The sequence below is a fragment of the Planococcus donghaensis genome (genome assembly GCF_001687665.2).
Lineage (GTDB): Bacteria > Bacillota > Bacilli > Bacillales_A > Planococcaceae > Planococcus > Planococcus donghaensis.
Genome location: NZ_CP016543.2, coordinates 861,494 through 879,053 on the forward strand (window position 1 = coordinate 861,494; position 17,560 = coordinate 879,053).

Sequence of the window (17,560 nt, forward strand, 5' to 3'; positions counted from 1 at the left end):
CTAAGGATAAATTCGGAACCGGGCGCCTAGCGCTCCGGGGTTGACGTTTTGCGTTCAGTTTTGAAGGTTCACCTTCAGGCGGCAACGCCTTTTTTTGTGACTTTCAACAACTTGTTCTTTGAAAACTGGATAAAACGACATTGAAACATAATGCAAGAAATTCAAGTACGCGTGACTTTTAGTCACAACTTTTTAATTAACCATTGGTTAAGTTAGAAAGGGCGCACGGTGGATGCCTTGGCACTAGGAGCCGAAGAAGGACGGCACTAACACCGATATGCTTCGGGGAGCTGTAAGTGAGCTGTGATCCGGAGATTTCCGAATGGGGGAACCCACTACTTTTAATCGAGTAGTATCCATGTGTGAATCTATAGCACATGAGAAGGCAGACCCAGGGAACTGAAACATCTAAGTACCTGGAGGAAGAGAAAGCAAATGCGATTCCCTGAGTAGCGGCGAGCGAAACGGGATCAGCCCAAACCAAGAGGCTTGCCTCTTGGGGTTGTAGGACACTCTATACGGAGTTACAAAAGGTAGGATTAGGCGAAGCGACCTGGAACGGTCCGCCGCAGTGGGTAACAGCCCCGTAGCCGAAAACCTTGCCCCTCCAGAGTGGATCCTGAGTACGGCGGAACACGTGAAATTCCGTCGGAATCTGGGAGGACCATCTCCCAAGGCTAAATACTTCCTAGTGACCGATAGTGAACCAGTACCGTGAGGGAAAGGTGAAAAGCACCCCGGAAGGGGAGTGAAATAGATCCTGAAACCGTGTGCCTACAAGTAGTCAAAGCCCGTTAATGGGTGATGGCGTGCCTTTTGTAGAATGAACCGGCGAGTTACGATTGCATGCAAGGTTAAGCTGAGAAGGCGGAGCCGCAGCGAAAGCGAGTCTGAATAGGGCGACAGAGTATGCAGTTGTAGACCCGAAACCAGGTGATCTACCCATGTCCAGGGTGAAGGTAAGGTAACACTTACTGGAGGCCCGAACCCACGCACGTTGAAAAGTGCGGGGATGAGGTGTGGGTAGCGGAGAAATTCCAATCGAACCTGGAGATAGCTGGTTCTCTCCGAAATAGCTTTAGGGCTAGCCTCAAGATAGAGAATCCTGGAGGTAGAGCACTGTTTGGACTAGGGGCCCATCCCGGGTTACCGAATTCAGACAAACTCCGAATGCCAGTGATTTATGCTTGGGAGTCAGACTGCGAGTGATAAGATCCGTAGTCAAGAGGGAAACAGCCCAGACCACCAGCTAAGGTCCCCAAATATCCGTTAAGTGGAAAAGGATGTGGCGTTGCTTAGACAACCAGGATGTTGGCTTAGAAGCAGCCATCATTTAAAGAGTGCGTAATAGCTCACTGGTCGAGTGACACTGCGCCGAAAATGTACCGGGGCTAAACGGATTACCGAAGCTGTGGATGGATCTCGTAAGAGATCCGTGGTAGGAGAGCGTTCTAAGGGCGTTGAAGTCAGACCGGAAGGACTGGTGGAGCGCTTAGAAGTGAGAATGCCGGTATGAGTAACGAAAGACGGGTGAGAATCCCGTCCACCGAATGCCTAAGGTTTCCTGAGGAAGGCTCGTCCGCTCAGGGTTAGTCGGGACCTAAGTCGAGGCCGATAGGCGTAGACGATGGACAACAGGTTGATATTCCTGTACCACCTCCCCGCCGTTTGAGCAATGGGGGGACGCAGAAGGATAAGGTGAGCGTGCCGTTGGTTGTGCACGTCCAAGCAGTGAGGCGTGGAATGAGGCAAATCCCATTCCTGATACGTTGAGCTGTGATGGCAAGAGACTGAGTCTCAGAGTCCCTGATTTCACACTGCCAAGAAAAGCCTCTAGCGAGGCGGGAGGTGCCCGTACCGCAAACCGACACAGGTAGGCGAGAAGAGAATTCTAAGGTGAGCGAGTGAACTCTCGTTAAGGAACTCGGCAAAATGACCCCGTAACTTCGGGAGAAGGGGTGCTCTGGTAGGGTGTATAGCCCGAGAGAGCCGCAGTGAATAGGCCCAGGCGACTGTTTAGCAAAAACACAGGTCTCTGCAAAACCGTAAGGTGACGTATAGGGGCTGACGCCTGCCCGGTGCTGGAAGGTTAAGAGGAGTGCTTAGCGCAAGCGAAGGTGCGAATTGAAGCCCCAGTAAACGGCGGCCGTAACTATAACGGTCCTAAGGTAGCGAAATTCCTTGTCGGGTAAGTTCCGACCCGCACGAAAGGCGTAACGATCTGGGCACTGTCTCAACGAGAGACTCGGTGAAATTATAGTACCTGTGAAGATGCAGGTTACCCGCGACAGGACGGAAAGACCCCGTGGAGCTTTACTGTAGCCTGATATTGAATTTTGGTGCAACTTGTACAGGATAGGTAGGAGCCTTAGAGCCCGGAGCGCCAGCTTCGGAGGAGGCGTCGGTGGGATACTACCCTGGTTGTATTGAAATTCTAACCCACAAGCCTGATCGGCTTGGGAGACAGTGTCAGGCGGGCAGTTTGACTGGGGCGGTCGCCTCCTAAAGAGTAACGGAGGCGCCCAAAGGTTCCCTCAGAATGGTTGGAAATCATTCGCAGAGTGTAAAGGCAGAAGGGAGCTTGACTGCGAGACGTACATGTCGAGCAGGGTCGAAAGACGGGCTTAGTGATCCGGTGGTTCCGCATGGAAGGGCCATCGCTCAACGGATAAAAGCTACCCCGGGGATAACAGGCTTATCTCCCCCAAGAGTCCACATCGACGGGGAGGTTTGGCACCTCGATGTCGGCTCATCGCATCCTGGGGCTGTAGTCGGTCCCAAGGGTTGGGCTGTTCGCCCATTAAAGCGGTACGCGAGCTGGGTTCAGAACGTCGTGAGACAGTTCGGTCCCTATCCGTCGCGGGCGCAGGAAATTTGAGAGGAGCTGTCCTTAGTACGAGAGGACCGGGATGGACACACCGCTGGTGTACCAGTTGTTCTGCCAAGGGCATCGCTGGGTAGCTATGTGTGGCCGGGATAAGTGCTGAAAGCATCTAAGCACGAAGCCCCCCTCAAGATGAGATTTCCCATTGCGCAAGCAAGTAAGATCCCTCAAAGACGATGAGGTAGATAGGTTCGAGGTGGAAGCGTGGCGACATGTGCAGCTGACGAATACTAATCGATCGAGGACTTAACCAAAACCATGTACACGAAAACTTGCCCGTTTCAATGTCGTTTATCCAGTTTTGAGTGAACAAGCACTCAACCAAATAGTCCAGTGATGATGGCAAAGAGGCCACACCCGTTCCCATCCCGAACACGGCAGTTAAGCTCTTTTGCGCCGATGGTAGTTGGGGGTTTCCCCCTGTGAGAGTAGGACGTCGCTGGGCCATAAAAAGAAAGTCGTTACCGATTCCGGTAACGGCTTTTTTTGTGTTTATTTGAATATTGTTGAGCAATACTCGAACCAATAGTTGAAAAGTCCACAAAAATAGAAGGCGTGGAAAGAATTTTAAAATATGTTTTGGTTAAATAATCTCACATAGTTAGTTAACAGACTGAACTTTCACACAGCAAAAGCTAACTACTGGTCTACCAAAAAACTGTTAAAATTGAGTAGCTAGTGGAAGAGGTAATGAAATATCTATAAAACTTAAATAGCTCCTTTTAGCATAAATAGAAAGAATGGTATTTTGATTGTTTCTAATCGTGAGCAGGAATCTACCGTGTGCACATAATCAAAAAGTAGTTGTTCTATTGCTAGTTGAAACAAGATTTTAAGTAAAACCTATATATACTAAGGCTTTCTTGGACTTTTCTCTCTTGCATTCTTAGTGATTTTCCCCTAGTATGAAAATTAATTCTTAATAGATATTGAAGAGGTGTAGAAATTGGATGTAAACCCGTGGGTTATGGTAATAATAATTTTTTCGATCAATATCGTATATGTAACTTTTTTTACGATACGGATGATCATGACCCTAAAAGGGTACCGTTACTTGGCGGCTGGGGTCAGTATGATCGAAGTCGTTATCTATATAGTAGGACTTGGATTGGTTCTTGATAACCTTGATCAGCTTCAAAATTTAATTGCTTATGCATTAGGTTACGGATCTGGTGTTGTCATTGGTTCGAAAATTGAAGAAAAAATGGCGCTTGGCTATATTACGGTCAATGTGATCACGAGTGAAGCTGGGGAATACCTTCCTAAAATGCTTCGCGAAAAAGGCTATGGTGTGACAGATTGGAATGCGAACGGCCGTGATGGCGGACGGCAGTCAATGCAGATTTTAACACCGCGCAAAATGGAGTTAAAACTGTACAAAGCTATTCAAGAAATTGATCCGAAAGCTTTTATCATTGCCTATGAAGCAAAAACCATTCATGGTGGGTTCTGGGTGAAAACAGTGAAAAGGGGCAATTTGTATAAATGAGTAAAAATACAGTATGGTTTGAAGTTGAAGAACACGAAACGATTACAGAATGTCTAGATAGAATGAAAGCTGAAGGCTATGCCGTAGTAGGCAGAAGAGAAGAACCTTTATTTAAAGAGGTGGATGGACAACCTGTACCTATAAGGCAAATCGTCCAGTTTAAAGGAGATAAACTAAAGGAATAACAAAATATCCCTTTTAAAAGCGAACAATTAAATAATTGTATAACTTAATGTTCGACTTTATCATTGACGTAGTTTCGTCTGCTTGTTATGATAAATGAGGATACCCCATATATGCAGAAGAATTGGCTTCTGCGTCTCTACCAGGACACCGTAAATGTCCGGACTATGCGGGAAAGCAACTTATTGGTCGTAAAGCGAAGGATGTGCTTTTTTATGCCATCATTTAAAATTTCGTATTATTTACAGTCCTTAAGTAAACTGCTTTTCACGTAATGTGAGCAGTTTATTTAAGGGCTTTTTATTTTTTAAAGGGAGAGTGTAATCAATGAATCCGCGAATTGGCGTCATTATGGGAAGTACGAGTGATTGGGAAACGATGAAGCATGCGTGTGACATATTAGATGAACTAGGGATAGCTTATGAGAAGAAAGTAGTTTCAGCTCATCGTACACCGGATTTAATGTTCACTTATGCAGAAGAAGCGCGCGAACGTGGATTGCATGTGATTATTGCCGGAGCAGGCGGAGCCGCACACTTGCCAGGAATGGTAGCAGCAAAGACCACTTTGCCGGTAATTGGCGTTCCTGTTCAGTCTAAAGCGTTAAATGGCTTGGATTCCTTATTATCAATCGTCCAGATGCCTGGGGGCGTTCCAGTGGCGACTGTGGCTATTGGCAAAGCTGGAGCTGTAAATGCGGGGTTATTAGCAGCTCAAATTTTGGGAACAGTAGATGAACATGTCGCACAAGCCTTACAAGACAGAAGAAATTGTACAACAGCGGCAGTATTAGAGAGTTCGGAGGACTTAATATGACAAATACGATTTTGCCGGGTCAAACAATTGGCATTATTGGCGGTGGTCAATTAGGACGTATGATGGCTCTTGCAGCGAAAGAAGCTGGCTTCAAAATTGCAGTTCTCGATCCAGCTATGGATTCGCCAACAGGTCAAGTAGCCGATATACAAATTGTTGCACCATTTGATGATCAGCATGCTTTAGAAGAATTAGCTGAAGCGAGTGATGTGATCACATATGAGTTTGAAAATATAGATGTTGAAGGACTTTCAAAACTAGCTGAAATTGCGTATGTGCCACAAGGTTCTGAACTGATTCGTGTAACTCAAAATCGGGTTTTTGAAAAACAAGCTATTTCTGAAGCAGGTGTGGTGGTTGCCGATTATATTACGGCTTCTTCTTTTGGAGAGTTAAAAGAAAAAAGTAGTAAATTGTCCTTTCCATTCGTTGTTAAAACAGCGCGCGGGGGATACGACGGCAAAGGGCAACAAACTGTTTCTTCTATAGAAGAGCTTCCTTTAGCAGAAGGGCTGTTCGCAAACGGCGAATGTGTGGCTGAAGCTTTCGTAGAATTCACAAAAGAAATTTCGGTTATTATTCAACGTAACGTATACGGAGAAACAGCTATCTTACCGATTGGTGAAAATATTCATAAAGATCATATTTTGCATGAAACGATTGTACCGGCAAGAATCGATAAAAAGACAATCGACGAAGCAAAAAGAGCGGCTGAGCAAATTGCAGCTCACCTCGATATGGTAGGCACATTAGCAGTTGAAATGTTCGTCTTAGAAGACGGTGGGATTATCGTCAATGAATTGGCGCCACGTCCTCATAATTCTGGGCATTATTCGATTGAAGCGACAAACATCTCTCAGTTTCATCAACATATCCGTGCAATTTGTGGGTGGCCACTAAGACAGCCGATTTTATGGTCTCAAGCGGTAATGGTTAACGTTTTAGGAGAACATGTAGCTCCACTTACTTCGAAAATCGCACAATTTCCAAATTGGTCGATTCATTTATACGGAAAAGACGAAGCGAAGCAGAAACGGAAGATGGGACATGTTACGATATTAACGGAAGACTTAGAGGCAACTTTGAGTGAAATAGATGCATCTGGCATTTGGCCAGAATAATTGGAGGAACATAAAAATGATCGCACGTTACACAAGACCCGAAATGGGCGCAATTTGGACAGAAGAAAACAAATACAATGCATGGCTAGAAGTTGAAATTTTAGCATGTGAAGCTTGGGCTGAAATCGGAGATATTCCGAAAGAAGATGTAGCAAAAATTCGTAAAGGCGCATCTTTCTCAGTTGATCGTATTTTAGAAATTGAAGAAGAAACACGCCACGATGTAGTTGCTTTTACACGAGCGGTATCTGAAACACTTGGTGAAGAACGCAAATGGGTTCATTACGGTTTAACTTCAACGGATGTTGTGGATACGGCTTTATCTTACTTGTTAAAACAAGCAAACGAAATCATCCGTAAAGACTTAACAAACTTTATCGAAATTCTTGCAAATAAAGCAAAAGAACATAAAATGACGGTCATGATGGGTCGTACGCACGGTGTGCATGCAGAACCAACGACTTTCGGTTTGAAACTTGCATTATGGCACGAAGAAATGAAACGCAACTTAGAACGTTTCGAAGCAGCAGCAGCTTCTATTGAAACAGGCAAAATGTCTGGTGCAGTTGGAACGTACGCTAATATTGATCCGTTTGTTGAAGCATATGTGTGCAAAGAGTTAGGTCTTGCAGCTTCCCCAATTTCAACACAAACATTGCAACGTGACCGTCATGCGCAGTATTTAAGCGTTTTAGCATTGATCGGTTCGTCTATCGAGAAATTCGCCACAGAAATTCGTGGATTGCAAAAATCAGAAACACGTGAAGTAGAAGAATTTTTTGCGAAAGGTCAAAAAGGTTCTTCTGCTATGCCTCATAAACGCAACCCAATCGGTTCCGAAAACATGACAGGTCTTGCGCGTTTAATCCGTGGTTACATGCTAACAGCTTATGAGAACGTCTCTTTATGGCATGAACGCGACATTTCGCATTCATCAGCAGAGCGCGTCATTTTACCGGATGCAACGATTGCACTTAATTATATGTTAAATCGTTTCGGTAATATCGTGAAAAACTTAACGGTATTCCCTGAAAACATGAAACGCAATATGGATTCAACGTTAGGTTTAATTTATTCACAACGTGTGTTGCTTGCCTTGATCGATAAAGGAATGGCTCGTGAAGCAGCTTATGATACGGTTCAGCCATGTGCGATGGAAGCTTGGGAAAACCAAACACATTTCCGCAAAATTGTGGAAGCAAATGACACGATTACAGCTAAACTTTCTAAAGAAGAATTGGATGATTGCTTTGATTACAATCACCATTTACAACAAGTAGACATGATTTTCAACCGACTTGGACTAAACTAAACGGGGGCTTCTGAAAATGGAAAAAGGTCAGCTATTGTACGAAGGAAAAGCAAAACGCTTATATGCAACGGACGAACAGGAAATTTTGTGGGTGGAATATAAAGATTCAGCAACGGCTTTCAACGGTGAGAAAAAAGAAGAAATTACCGGAAAAGGCATTTTGAACAATAAAATCACGTCACTGATTTTCACGAAATTGCAGGAAGCAGGCATTGCGTCTCATTTCGTTAAGCAATTGTCTGATCACGAACAATTGGTGCAAAGTGTAAGCATCATTCCATTGGAAGTTGTGGTCCGGAACATCACAGCGGGCAGCATGGCCAAACGCCTTGGCATTGAAGAAGGCGTGGCCATTAGCCGCCCGGTTGTGGAGTTCTATTTGAAAGATGATGAATTAGGCGATCCGTTAATTACAGATGATCATGTTGATATGCTAAAGCTGGCAACTGCAGAAGAAGTGGCAGTGCTCAAGCAAAAGGCACGTGAAATTAATGAAGTGTTAATTGGCTTTTTTAAAGAAATTGGCGTAGATCTTGTTGATTTTAAAATTGAATTTGGCCGTGATAAAAATGGTCAAATTTTATTGGCAGATGAAATTTCGCCGGACACTTGCCGGCTTTGGGATATGGAAACAAAACAAAAGCTTGATAAAGACGTATTCCGCCGCAATCTTGGGAATTTGACAGAAGCGTACGAACTCATTTTAACTCGTCTAGGAGGACAACACTCATGAAAAAAGTAAAAGTATACGTAACATTACGTGAAAGTGTATTGGACCCACAAGGTTCTGCAGTTATGGGCTCTCTTCATAAAATGGGCTATGGTGAAGTGGCAGATGTACGAATTGGCAAATACCTAGAATTGGTTATTGAAGACAGCGAACGAGATGTAGATGCGTTAGTTAACGAATTGTGTCATCGACTATTAGCAAATACTGTAATTGAAGATTATCGTTATGAAATTGAGGAGGTTGTCTCGCAATGAAATTCGCAGTAATTGTTTTCCCAGGTTCGAATTGTGATTTGGATATGTATCATGCGGTCAAGGATGAACTAGGTGAAGAAGCAGAATACGTATGGCATGACTCAAAAGACTTGAGCAGCTATGACGGGATTTTACTTCCAGGCGGATTTTCATATGGCGATTACTTGCGTTGCGGCGCAATCGCTCAATTCTCTGGAGTCATGGACGAAGTAAGAAAAGCAGCTGAAGCAGGAAAACCGGTTCTTGGAATCTGTAACGGTTTCCAAATCTTAACGGAAGCAGGTTTGTTGCCAGGCGTGCTTTTACGAAACAAAAACTTAAAGTTCATGTGCCGTACAGTTGGATTGAAAGTAGAAAACAACAACACCTTGTTCACCAATGAATACAAACAAGGCGAAGAAATCCAAATTCCAATCGCTCATGGAGAAGGTAATTATTATTGTGATGATGCGACATACGATCACCTCAAAGAAAACAACCAAATCGTCTTTACGTATGCAGATGATTTTAACGGCAGTCGAAACAACATTGCAGGAATCATTAACGAACGCGGAAACGTGCTAGGCATGATGCCGCATCCTGAACGTGCAGTATCAGAGTTAATCGGCGGCAAAGATGGCTTGGCCTTATTTAGATCAATCGTTAAACAGTGGAGGGAATCACATGTCAGTCATGCTTGAACCAAATGCTGCTCAAATAAAAGAACAAAAAGTATATCAACAAATGGGCTTATCGGACGCGGAATTTGAAATGGTTGAAAAGATTTTAGGGAGATTGCCAAACTATACGGAAACGGGCTTGTTTTCGGTCATGTGGTCTGAGCACTGTTCATATAAAAACTCGAAACCCGTTCTTGCGAAGTTCCCAACTAAAGGTGAACGTGTTCTTCAAGGTCCTGGTGAAGGTGCAGGGATTGTAGACATTGGTGACGGACAAGCAGTCGTTTTCAAAATGGAGTCGCATAACCACCCATCAGCAATCGAACCATATCAAGGAGCGGCTACTGGAGTTGGTGGAATTATTCGTGACGTCTTTTCAATGGGCGCACGTCCAATTGCCTTGTTGAACTCATTGCGTTTCGGTGAATTAACAACACCACGCGTGAAATACTTGTTTGAAGAAGTTGTTGCGGGAATTGCTGGATACGGAAACTGTATTGGGATTCCAACAGTGGGTGGAGAAATTCAATTTGACGATTGTTATGACGGCAACCCGTTAGTTAACGCAATGTGTGTCGGATTGATCAATCATGAAGATATTCAAAAAGGGATTGCAAAAGGGACAGGTAACCCGGTAATGTACGTTGGTGCTAAAACAGGACGCGATGGCATTCATGGAGCTACCTTTGCTTCTGAAGAATTAACAGATGGCTCTGATAAAAACCGTCCTGCCGTTCAAGTAGGGGATCCATTTATGGAAAAACTGCTACTTGAAGCTTGTTTAGAGTTGATCAAGTCAGATGCATTGATCGGTATTCAAGATATGGGTGCTGCTGGACTGACTTCTTCTTCAGCCGAAATGGCTTCTAAAGCAGGTTCTGGGATTGAAATGGACCTGGATCACATTCCACAACGTGAAACAGGTATGACAGCTTACGAGATGATGCTTTCTGAATCTCAAGAACGTATGCTAATCGTCGTTAAAGCTGGTCGTGAGCCTGAAATCGTTGAGTTGTTCGAAAAGTACGGACTTGATGCAGTAACAGTCGGCACGGTAACAGACGATTCGACATTACGCTTAAAACATAAAGGTGAAATTGTTGCCGAAGTACCAGTTGATGCACTTGCAGAAGACGCGCCGGTTTACCAAAAGCCTTCAGCTGTTCCAACTTATTTTACAGAGTTCCAACAAATGGACAACGTAGAACCACAAGTAACGGATTTTAATGAAACCTTAACTGCGTTATTAAAACAACCGACTATCGCTTCTAAAGAATGGGTTTATGATCAATACGATCATCAAGTACGTACAAGCACAGTAGTAAGCCCAGGATCGGACGCTGCAATTGTTCGTGTTCGTGGCACGAACAAAGGTCTAGCCATGACGACTGACTGCAACTCTCGCTATATTTACTTAGATCCAGAAGCGGGCGGTAAAATTGCGGTAGCAGAAGCAGCACGTAATGTTGTGGTATCAGGTGCAAAACCACTTGCTATTACAGATTGCTTAAACTTCGGTAACCCGGAAAAACCAGAAATTTTCTGGCAGTTAGAAAAAGCAGCGGACGGAATGTCTGAAGCATGTACGATGTTAGATTCACCAGTCATTGGCGGAAACGTCTCGTTATACAACGAAACAAACGGTACAGCTATTTACCCAACACCAACAATCGGAATGGTCGGTCTTGTAGAAGATCTTGCACATGTTACAACACAAGATGTTAAGCAACAAGGCGACGTTGTTTACTTGGTCGGTGAAAGTTTTACAGAGTTTGGCGGAAGTGAATTGCAGAAGATGGTCGAAGGACGTATTTTTGGTAAAGCACCAGCGATCGATCTAACAGTTGAAGCAAAACGCCAAAAAGAAATTTTATCAGCGATTCAGCAAGGACTTGTTGCATCCGCACATGACGTTGCTGAAGGTGGCGTTGCCGTCGCATTAGCTGAAAAAACATTCGGTAACGGATTAGGCATGGAAGTTACCTTGTCTGGATCTGCAACAACTGCGTTGTTTAGCGAATCACAATCACGCTTTGTGATAACAGTTAGCCCAGAAAACGCAGAGCAATTCGAAAAAGTCGTAACAGATGCTAAGAAAGTCGGCCAAGTCACGGGAGACAAATTTGTAATCAACGGTGAAGACGGTACGACTTGGATTAACGAATCCGTCGCAACGCTTCGCTCAGCTTGGAAAGGAGCTATCCCATGCTTGCTGAAATCAGAAGCTTAAATGAAGAATGTGGTGTCTTTGGAATATGGGGACATCCGAATGCGACGCAATTGACGTATTACGGATTGCACGCTTTGCAACACCGTGGTCAAGAAGGTGCGGGAATTGTTTCAACTAATGGAGAAGGTCTTCTTCCATTAAAAGGTGAGGGCATGGTCAGTGAAGTCTTTACACCAGAAAAAATAGAAAAAATAGCCGGGCATGCAGCAATCGGGCATGTGCGCTATGCAACGACAGGAGGCAGCGGCATTGAAAATGTCCAGCCCTTGCTCTTTAATTCCACTACCGGTAGTTTGGCAATTTCGCATAACGGCAATTTGGTTAATGCCACTCAGTTGAAAGGCCATCTTGAACGTCAAGGCAGTATTTTTCAAACTACTTCCGATACGGAAGTGCTGGCTCATTTAATTAAACGAAGTGGTTATGCGACGTTTGAAGAAAAAGCGAAAAATGCATTGTCTTTGTTAAAAGGTGCTTTTGCTTGTGTGATTTTGACAGAAGAAGCGATGTATGTTGCATTAGATCCGAATGGTTTACGTCCCTTATCTCTTGGGAAACTAGGAGATGCTTGGGTAACGGCATCTGAAACATGTGCATTTGATATTGTGGGAGCGGAATTTGTGCGTCCAGTTGAGCCAGGTGAATTTTTAATCATCACCAAAGATGGCATGCGTGCAGAACGTTTTGCCTATCCAGAAGAGCGTTCAATTTGTACGATGGAATATGTCTACTTTTCTCGTCCGGATTCAGACATCGATGGCATTAACGTCCATACAGCACGAAAACGTCTTGGCGTTCAATTAGCAAAAGAAGTTCAAATTGATGCGGACGTAGTCACAGGTGTTCCGGATTCGAGTATTTCAGCTGCCATTGGTTATTCAGAACAAAGTGGGATTCCGTATGAATTGGGCTTGATTAAAAACCGTTATGTTGGACGTACGTTTATCCAACCCTCACAAGATTTACGTGAACAAGGGGTGAAGATGAAACTCTCGCCAGTACGCCAAGTGGTGAATGGTAAACGAGTCATCATGGTCGATGATTCGATTGTTCGTGGTACAACTTCACGACGTATTGTTAACTTGCTAAAAGAAGCGGGTGCGACAGAAGTGCACGTGGTCATCAGTTCACCTCCTATTAAAAATCCATGCTTTTATGGCATTGATATTAGTACAGCAGGCGAGTTAATCGCTGCCAACAATTCGGTCGAAGAAATGCGTGAAATTATTGGTGCAGATTCGTTAACATTTTTATCGGTTGACGGAATGGTTCAAAATATTGGACGTACAGATCCTGGATCAAAATGTGGGCATTGTTTAGCTTGCTTTACAGGTGAATACCCAACGAATATTTACCCAGATACCGTATTGCCGCATGAAAAAGAAAAAGTGAAATAAGGGGGAACCGGTGTGTCAAAAGCATATGAAAAAGCAGGCGTTAATATCGAAGCTGGCTATGAAGCAGTAAACCGTATGAAATCCCATGTAGAGCGAACAGCGCGTAAAGGAATGCTCGGTGCGTTTGGTGGATTTGGCGGGATGTTCGATTTGTCTGAGCTGAATTTGAAAGAACCGGTTCTTGTTTCCGGAACAGACGGTGTGGGCACAAAATTAAAGCTCGCGTTTATGGCAGACCGTCACGATACAATCGGCATTGATTGCGTTGCGATGTGTGTGAATGACATCGTTGCTCAAGGTGCAGAACCTTTATTTTTCTTAGATTATATTGCAGTCGGCAAGGCAGTTCCTGAGAAAATTGAACAAATCGTTAAAGGTGTAGCCGATGGCTGTGTCCAAGCTGGAGCTGCACTGATTGGCGGAGAAACGGCTGAAATGCCAGGTCTTTATGAAGAAGATGAATACGATATTGCTGGATTTGCAGTTGGAGCAGCGGAGAAATCTAAAATTGTTACGGGCGAGAAAATCGAAGCTGGAGACGTATTAATCGGTCTTGCTTCTAGCGGCATTCATTCGAACGGTTATTCACTTGTGCGTCAAATTGTATTTGAGCAAAATCAATTCACGCTAGATCAACAAGTTGAAGGTTATGAAGCGCTTGGATCTATTGGAGATGCGTTGTTAACTCCTACAAAAATTTATGCAAAAGCAGTAGCTGCAATTGGTAAGGAAACCGAAATCCATGGCATGGCCCATGTGACAGGTGGCGGATTTATCGAGAACATTCCACGGATGATGCCAGAAGGTTTAGGCGCGGAAATTTCGCTAGGCAGCTGGCCAGTGCTTGATATTTTCAAGTTACTAAAAGAAAAAGGCGAGCTAGCAGATCGTGACTTATACTCAGTGTTCAATATGGGCATTGGTTTTGTTGTAGCTGTAGCACCTGAAGATGCTGAAAAAGTGTTAGAAACCGCCAAAGCAAACGGTGAGCAAGCTTTCCAAATTGGTCGCGTATCAAGTACTGAAGGCGTTCAATTTCAAGGCCAACAGGACGGCACATTGGATGAAAACTAATACAAAAATTGCTGTGTTTGCATCTGGCAATGGCTCTAATTTTCAAGCCATTGTCGATGCGATTGCGGCTAATAAATTAGCAGCTGAAATCATGCTTGTTGTAGCTGACAAGCCTAAAGCATTTGTATTAGAACGAGCGAAAAAATCAGGCGTAGCCTCATTTTCTTTCGTGCCTTCTGAGTATGAGTCGAAAGAACTTTATGAAGAAATGTTAAAAGAAAAACTACAAAAGCTTGGTGTAGAGTGGATTGTTCTCGCAGGTTATATGCGTTTAATTGGTCCAGTATTACTCAGAGCTTATGAAAATCGTATTGTTAATATCCATCCTTCTGTTTTGCCAGCTTTTCCAGGTAAAGATGCAATTGGACAAACACTTGCAGCAGGTGCAGAAAATGCAGGCGTCACAGTGCATTATGTAGACGCAGGAATGGATACAGGCAGCATTATTGCACAACAATCGTTTCCGGTATTAGGTCGTGGACGCGAAGAAGTCGAGCATCAGATCCATCAGATTGAACATGAATTATATCCTGCAACATTGCAGCAATTATTCGACCGATAAACGATCGGTCTTAATCTTTAGGAGGACTATCTGTGAAAAAAAGAGCATTACTCAGCGTATCGGATAAATCAGGGATATTAGAATTTGCACAGGAATTGGAAAAGATGGGCTATGAATTGTTATCGACAGGCGGCACCAAAAAATTTCTTGAAGAAAACGGCGTAGCCATAACGGCAGTAGACGAAGTAACAAAATTTCCAGAAATTTTAGGTGGACGTGTAAAAACTTTGCATCCGCTTGTACACGGTGGATTGTTAGCCAAACATGATGATGCAGAACACCAAAGTCAAATGGCTGAAAACGGCATTTCGCCGATTGATATTGTCTGCGTTAATTTGTACCCGTTCCGTGAAACTATTGCAAAACCAGATGTTACGGTAGAGGATGCAATTGAAAATATCGACATTGGTGGACCGACGATGTTGCGTTCTGCGGCGAAAAATCATGCATATGTCACGGTTATCGTGGATGCAGCTGATTATGCTGGAGTATTGATTGAATTACAAAATGAACTGTCTACAACACCTGAAACGAGACGTCGTTTAGCAGCAAAAGTTTTCCGCCATACAGCGGCTTATGATTCGTATATCTCAAACTATTTGACAGATTTGACTGGAGAAGAGTATCCAGACCAACTAACGCTTACTTACGAATTGTCTCAAACACTTCGTTATGGAGAAAATCCTCATCAAAAAGCTGCGTTTTATCGTAGCCCGCTTGGTTCGAACTTCTCGATTGCCAATGCACACCAAGTGCACGGCAAAGAATTGTCTTATAACAATATTCAAGACGCCAATGCTGCTCTTCAAATGATTAAAGAATTCAAAATGCCGGCAGCAGTTGCAGTGAAACATATGAATCCATGTGGTGTTGGTACAGGCGAAACAATCGCAGATGCCTTTGGTAAAGCTTACGAAGCGGATTCAACGTCAATTTTTGGTGGGATTGTTGCTTTAAATCGTGAAGTTGATGCTGAGACAGCGAAACAACTAGCCACGATTTTCTTAGAAATTATTATTGCACCATCATTTTCTGATGAAGCAATTGAATTGTTGACCCAAAAGAAAAACATCCGTTTGTTGACGATTCCGTTCGATAGCAAAGTTCGTGATAAATGGAACACAGTAACAGTAGAAGGTGGCTTGTTGATTCAACAGCCAGACGTTTTTGGCTATGATGATGCAGATATCCAAGTAGCAACTGAACGTCAACCTACTGAAGCAGAGCTTGAGGCATTAAAGCTTGGGTGGAATGTGGTAAAACATGTTAAATCTAACGCCATTGTAGTCTGTAACTCGGAGATGACCTTGGGTATCGGTGCGGGGCAAATGAACCGTGTTGGTTCTGCTAAAATTGCGTTAGACCAAGCAGGCAGTGCTGCAGAAGGTGCAGTCATGGCATCAGATGCGTTCTTCCCGATGAATGATACAGTAGAAGCAGCTGCAAAAGCCGGCATTAAAGCAATTATTCAACCAGGTGGTTCGAAAAAGGACCAAGATTCGATCGATAAAGCGAACGAATACGGAATTGCTATGGTCTTTACCGGCATCCGTCATTTCAAACATTAATCGGGGTGAAACAATTATGAAGGTTTTAGTCATTGGAAGAGGTGGGCGAGAACACGCTATCGTCCGTCAATTCTCAAAATCAGCTTCAGTCACTAAAGTTTATGTAGCTCCAGGCAATGACGGAATGCGTAAAGATGCTGAAGTAGTTGCAATTGATGAAATGGATTTTGCAAGTCTTGCAGAATTTGCAAAAGAGCAACAAATCGATTTTAGCTTTGTCGGACCAGAGCAGCCACTATCAGCAGGAATTGTTGATTTTTTTGAAGCTAAAGGATTGCGCATTTTTGGGCCATCTAAAGCAGCGGCACAAATTGAAGGCAGTAAAGCCTTTGCCAAAGAACTGATGAAAAAATACAGTATCCCAACTGCGGGCTATGAGACATTTACAGAAACAGCACCAGCTATTGAGTTTATTCGTCAGCATGGTGCGCCGATTGTTATCAAAGCCGATGGACTTGCAGCTGGAAAAGGTGTTGTTGTGGCAATGACGGAAGAGGAAGCTGTTGCTGCGGTTAATGACATGTTGGAAGGTCAAAAGTTCGGAGACTCTGGCTCAAAAGTAGTTATTGAAGAGTTTTTAGACGGTGAAGAATTTTCGTTTATGTCTTTCGTTCACAGCGACCAGATTTATCCGATGGTTATTTCACAAGACCATAAGCGGGCATACGATGGAGACCGTGGACCGAATACAGGGGGCATGGGAGCTTATTCGCCTGTACCGCAAATTTCACAAGCGATTGTCGATCAAACTTATGCCGAAATTGTACAACCTGCAGTCCAGGCGATGGCAGCTGAAGAAACGCCGTTTAATGGCATACTTTATACAGGTGTTATTTTAACGAGTAAAGGTCCAAAAGTGATTGAGTTTAATGCGCGTTTTGGAGATCCAGAAACGCAAGTTGTTTTACCGCGCATGAAGTCAGATTTCGGGCTATTTATGGATACTCTTTTAAAAGGTCAGCCGGCTGAACTAGAGTGGGATGACCAAGCTGTACTTGGTGTTGTTGTTGCAGCTGATAATTATCCAGAGACCGTTGAAAAAGGCGCACGTTTGCCTGAGCTAACTAAGCTTATGGGTGTAGAAGTTACTCATGCTGGCACAAAGCAAACTGGTGATGATTATGTAGGGAATGGTGGTCGTGTATTATTAGTTTCTGCAAGTGGACCTTCTATCAAAGCGGCTCAAGGAAAGGTTTATGAACAATTAAACAGCTTATCGTGGGACGGTTTCTTCTATCGCTCCGACATCGGATGGCGTGCAAAATAATTTTATATGTGATA

At 43.8% G+C, this 17,560-nt stretch carries 14 protein-coding genes, 2 rRNA genes and 1 riboswitch; all 16 genes read left to right on the forward strand.

Features of this window, described 5'->3' with window-relative positions:
- Window positions 1-205 precede the first annotated feature (205 nt).
- The 16 genes from BCM40_RS04230 to purD all read left to right on the forward strand — a co-directional run bounded on the left by BCM40_RS04230 (window position 206) and on the right by purD (window position 17,546).
- Window positions 206-3,138 (forward strand): 23S ribosomal RNA (locus tag BCM40_RS04230).
- Window positions 3,139-3,213: 75 nt separating this feature from the next.
- Window positions 3,214-3,329, forward strand: a 5S ribosomal RNA gene (gene rrf / locus BCM40_RS04235).
- 522 nt (window positions 3,330-3,851) lie between these two features.
- Complete coding sequence (locus tag BCM40_RS04240) at window positions 3,852-4,373, forward strand: DUF2179 domain-containing protein (RefSeq protein WP_065527740.1); 522 nt, start codon at window positions 3,852-3,854, stop codon at window positions 4,371-4,373.
- Entirely contained in the window at window positions 4,370-4,558 is a 189-nt protein-coding gene (locus BCM40_RS04245) for an NETI motif-containing protein (RefSeq protein ID WP_065526999.1), read from the forward strand. Before BCM40_RS04240 ends, BCM40_RS04245 begins: the two co-directional genes overlap by 4 nt.
- Window positions 4,559-4,643: 85 nt before the next feature.
- A riboswitch (purine riboswitch) is annotated at window positions 4,644-4,744 on the forward strand.
- A 139-nt stretch (window positions 4,745-4,883) separates the two neighbouring features.
- Complete coding sequence (purE, locus tag BCM40_RS04250; protein ID WP_065526998.1) at window positions 4,884-5,372, forward strand: 5-(carboxyamino)imidazole ribonucleotide mutase; 489 nt, start codon at window positions 4,884-4,886, stop codon at window positions 5,370-5,372.
- Complete coding sequence (gene purK, locus BCM40_RS04255; RefSeq protein ID WP_065526997.1) at window positions 5,369-6,493, forward strand: 5-(carboxyamino)imidazole ribonucleotide synthase; 1,125 nt, start codon at window positions 5,369-5,371, stop codon at window positions 6,491-6,493. Before purE ends, purK begins: the two co-directional genes overlap by 4 nt.
- Before the next feature lie 16 nt (window positions 6,494-6,509).
- A complete protein-coding gene (purB, locus tag BCM40_RS04260) occupies window positions 6,510-7,805 on the forward strand; it encodes an adenylosuccinate lyase (RefSeq protein WP_008432195.1) in 1,296 nt (431 codons plus the stop codon).
- 16 nt (window positions 7,806-7,821) lie between these two features.
- On the forward strand, window positions 7,822-8,538 hold the full coding sequence (purC, locus tag BCM40_RS04265) for a phosphoribosylaminoimidazolesuccinocarboxamide synthase (RefSeq protein ID WP_065526996.1): 717 nt from the start codon (window positions 7,822-7,824) through the stop codon (window positions 8,536-8,538).
- Window positions 8,535-8,789 (forward strand): phosphoribosylformylglycinamidine synthase subunit PurS, encoded by a 255-nt coding sequence (gene purS, locus BCM40_RS04270; RefSeq protein ID WP_065526995.1) that lies wholly within the window; start codon window positions 8,535-8,537, stop codon window positions 8,787-8,789. Before purC ends, purS begins: the two co-directional genes overlap by 4 nt.
- The gene (gene purQ, locus BCM40_RS04275) at window positions 8,786-9,469 is read left to right on the forward strand and encodes a phosphoribosylformylglycinamidine synthase subunit PurQ (protein ID WP_065526994.1); all 684 of its coding nucleotides are present in this window, start codon (window positions 8,786-8,788) and stop codon (window positions 9,467-9,469) included. Before purS ends, purQ begins: the two co-directional genes overlap by 4 nt.
- The gene (gene purL, locus BCM40_RS04280) at window positions 9,453-11,678 is read left to right on the forward strand and encodes a phosphoribosylformylglycinamidine synthase subunit PurL (protein WP_065526993.1); all 2,226 of its coding nucleotides are present in this window, start codon (window positions 9,453-9,455) and stop codon (window positions 11,676-11,678) included. The genes purQ and purL overlap by 17 nt, the downstream gene beginning before the upstream one ends.
- Complete coding sequence (gene purF / locus BCM40_RS04285; RefSeq protein WP_065526992.1) at window positions 11,654-13,075, forward strand: amidophosphoribosyltransferase; 1,422 nt, start codon at window positions 11,654-11,656, stop codon at window positions 13,073-13,075. Before purL ends, purF begins: the two co-directional genes overlap by 25 nt.
- A gap of 12 nt (window positions 13,076-13,087) precedes the next feature.
- Complete coding sequence (purM, locus tag BCM40_RS04290; RefSeq protein WP_065526991.1) at window positions 13,088-14,149, forward strand: phosphoribosylformylglycinamidine cyclo-ligase; 1,062 nt, start codon at window positions 13,088-13,090, stop codon at window positions 14,147-14,149.
- Entirely contained in the window at window positions 14,139-14,711 is a 573-nt protein-coding gene (gene purN, locus BCM40_RS04295) for a phosphoribosylglycinamide formyltransferase (protein ID WP_065526990.1), read from the forward strand. The genes purM and purN overlap by 11 nt, the downstream gene beginning before the upstream one ends.
- A 32-nt stretch (window positions 14,712-14,743) precedes the next feature.
- Window positions 14,744-16,279, forward strand: a complete 1,536-nt coding sequence (gene purH, locus BCM40_RS04300) for a bifunctional phosphoribosylaminoimidazolecarboxamide formyltransferase/IMP cyclohydrolase (RefSeq protein ID WP_065526989.1) — start codon at window positions 14,744-14,746, stop codon at window positions 16,277-16,279.
- A gap of 16 nt (window positions 16,280-16,295) precedes the next feature.
- Window positions 16,296-17,546, forward strand: coding sequence for a phosphoribosylamine--glycine ligase (gene purD, locus BCM40_RS04305; protein ID WP_065526988.1), 1,251 nt, complete (start codon window positions 16,296-16,298; stop codon window positions 17,544-17,546).
- Window positions 17,547-17,560: the final 14 nt, after the last annotated feature.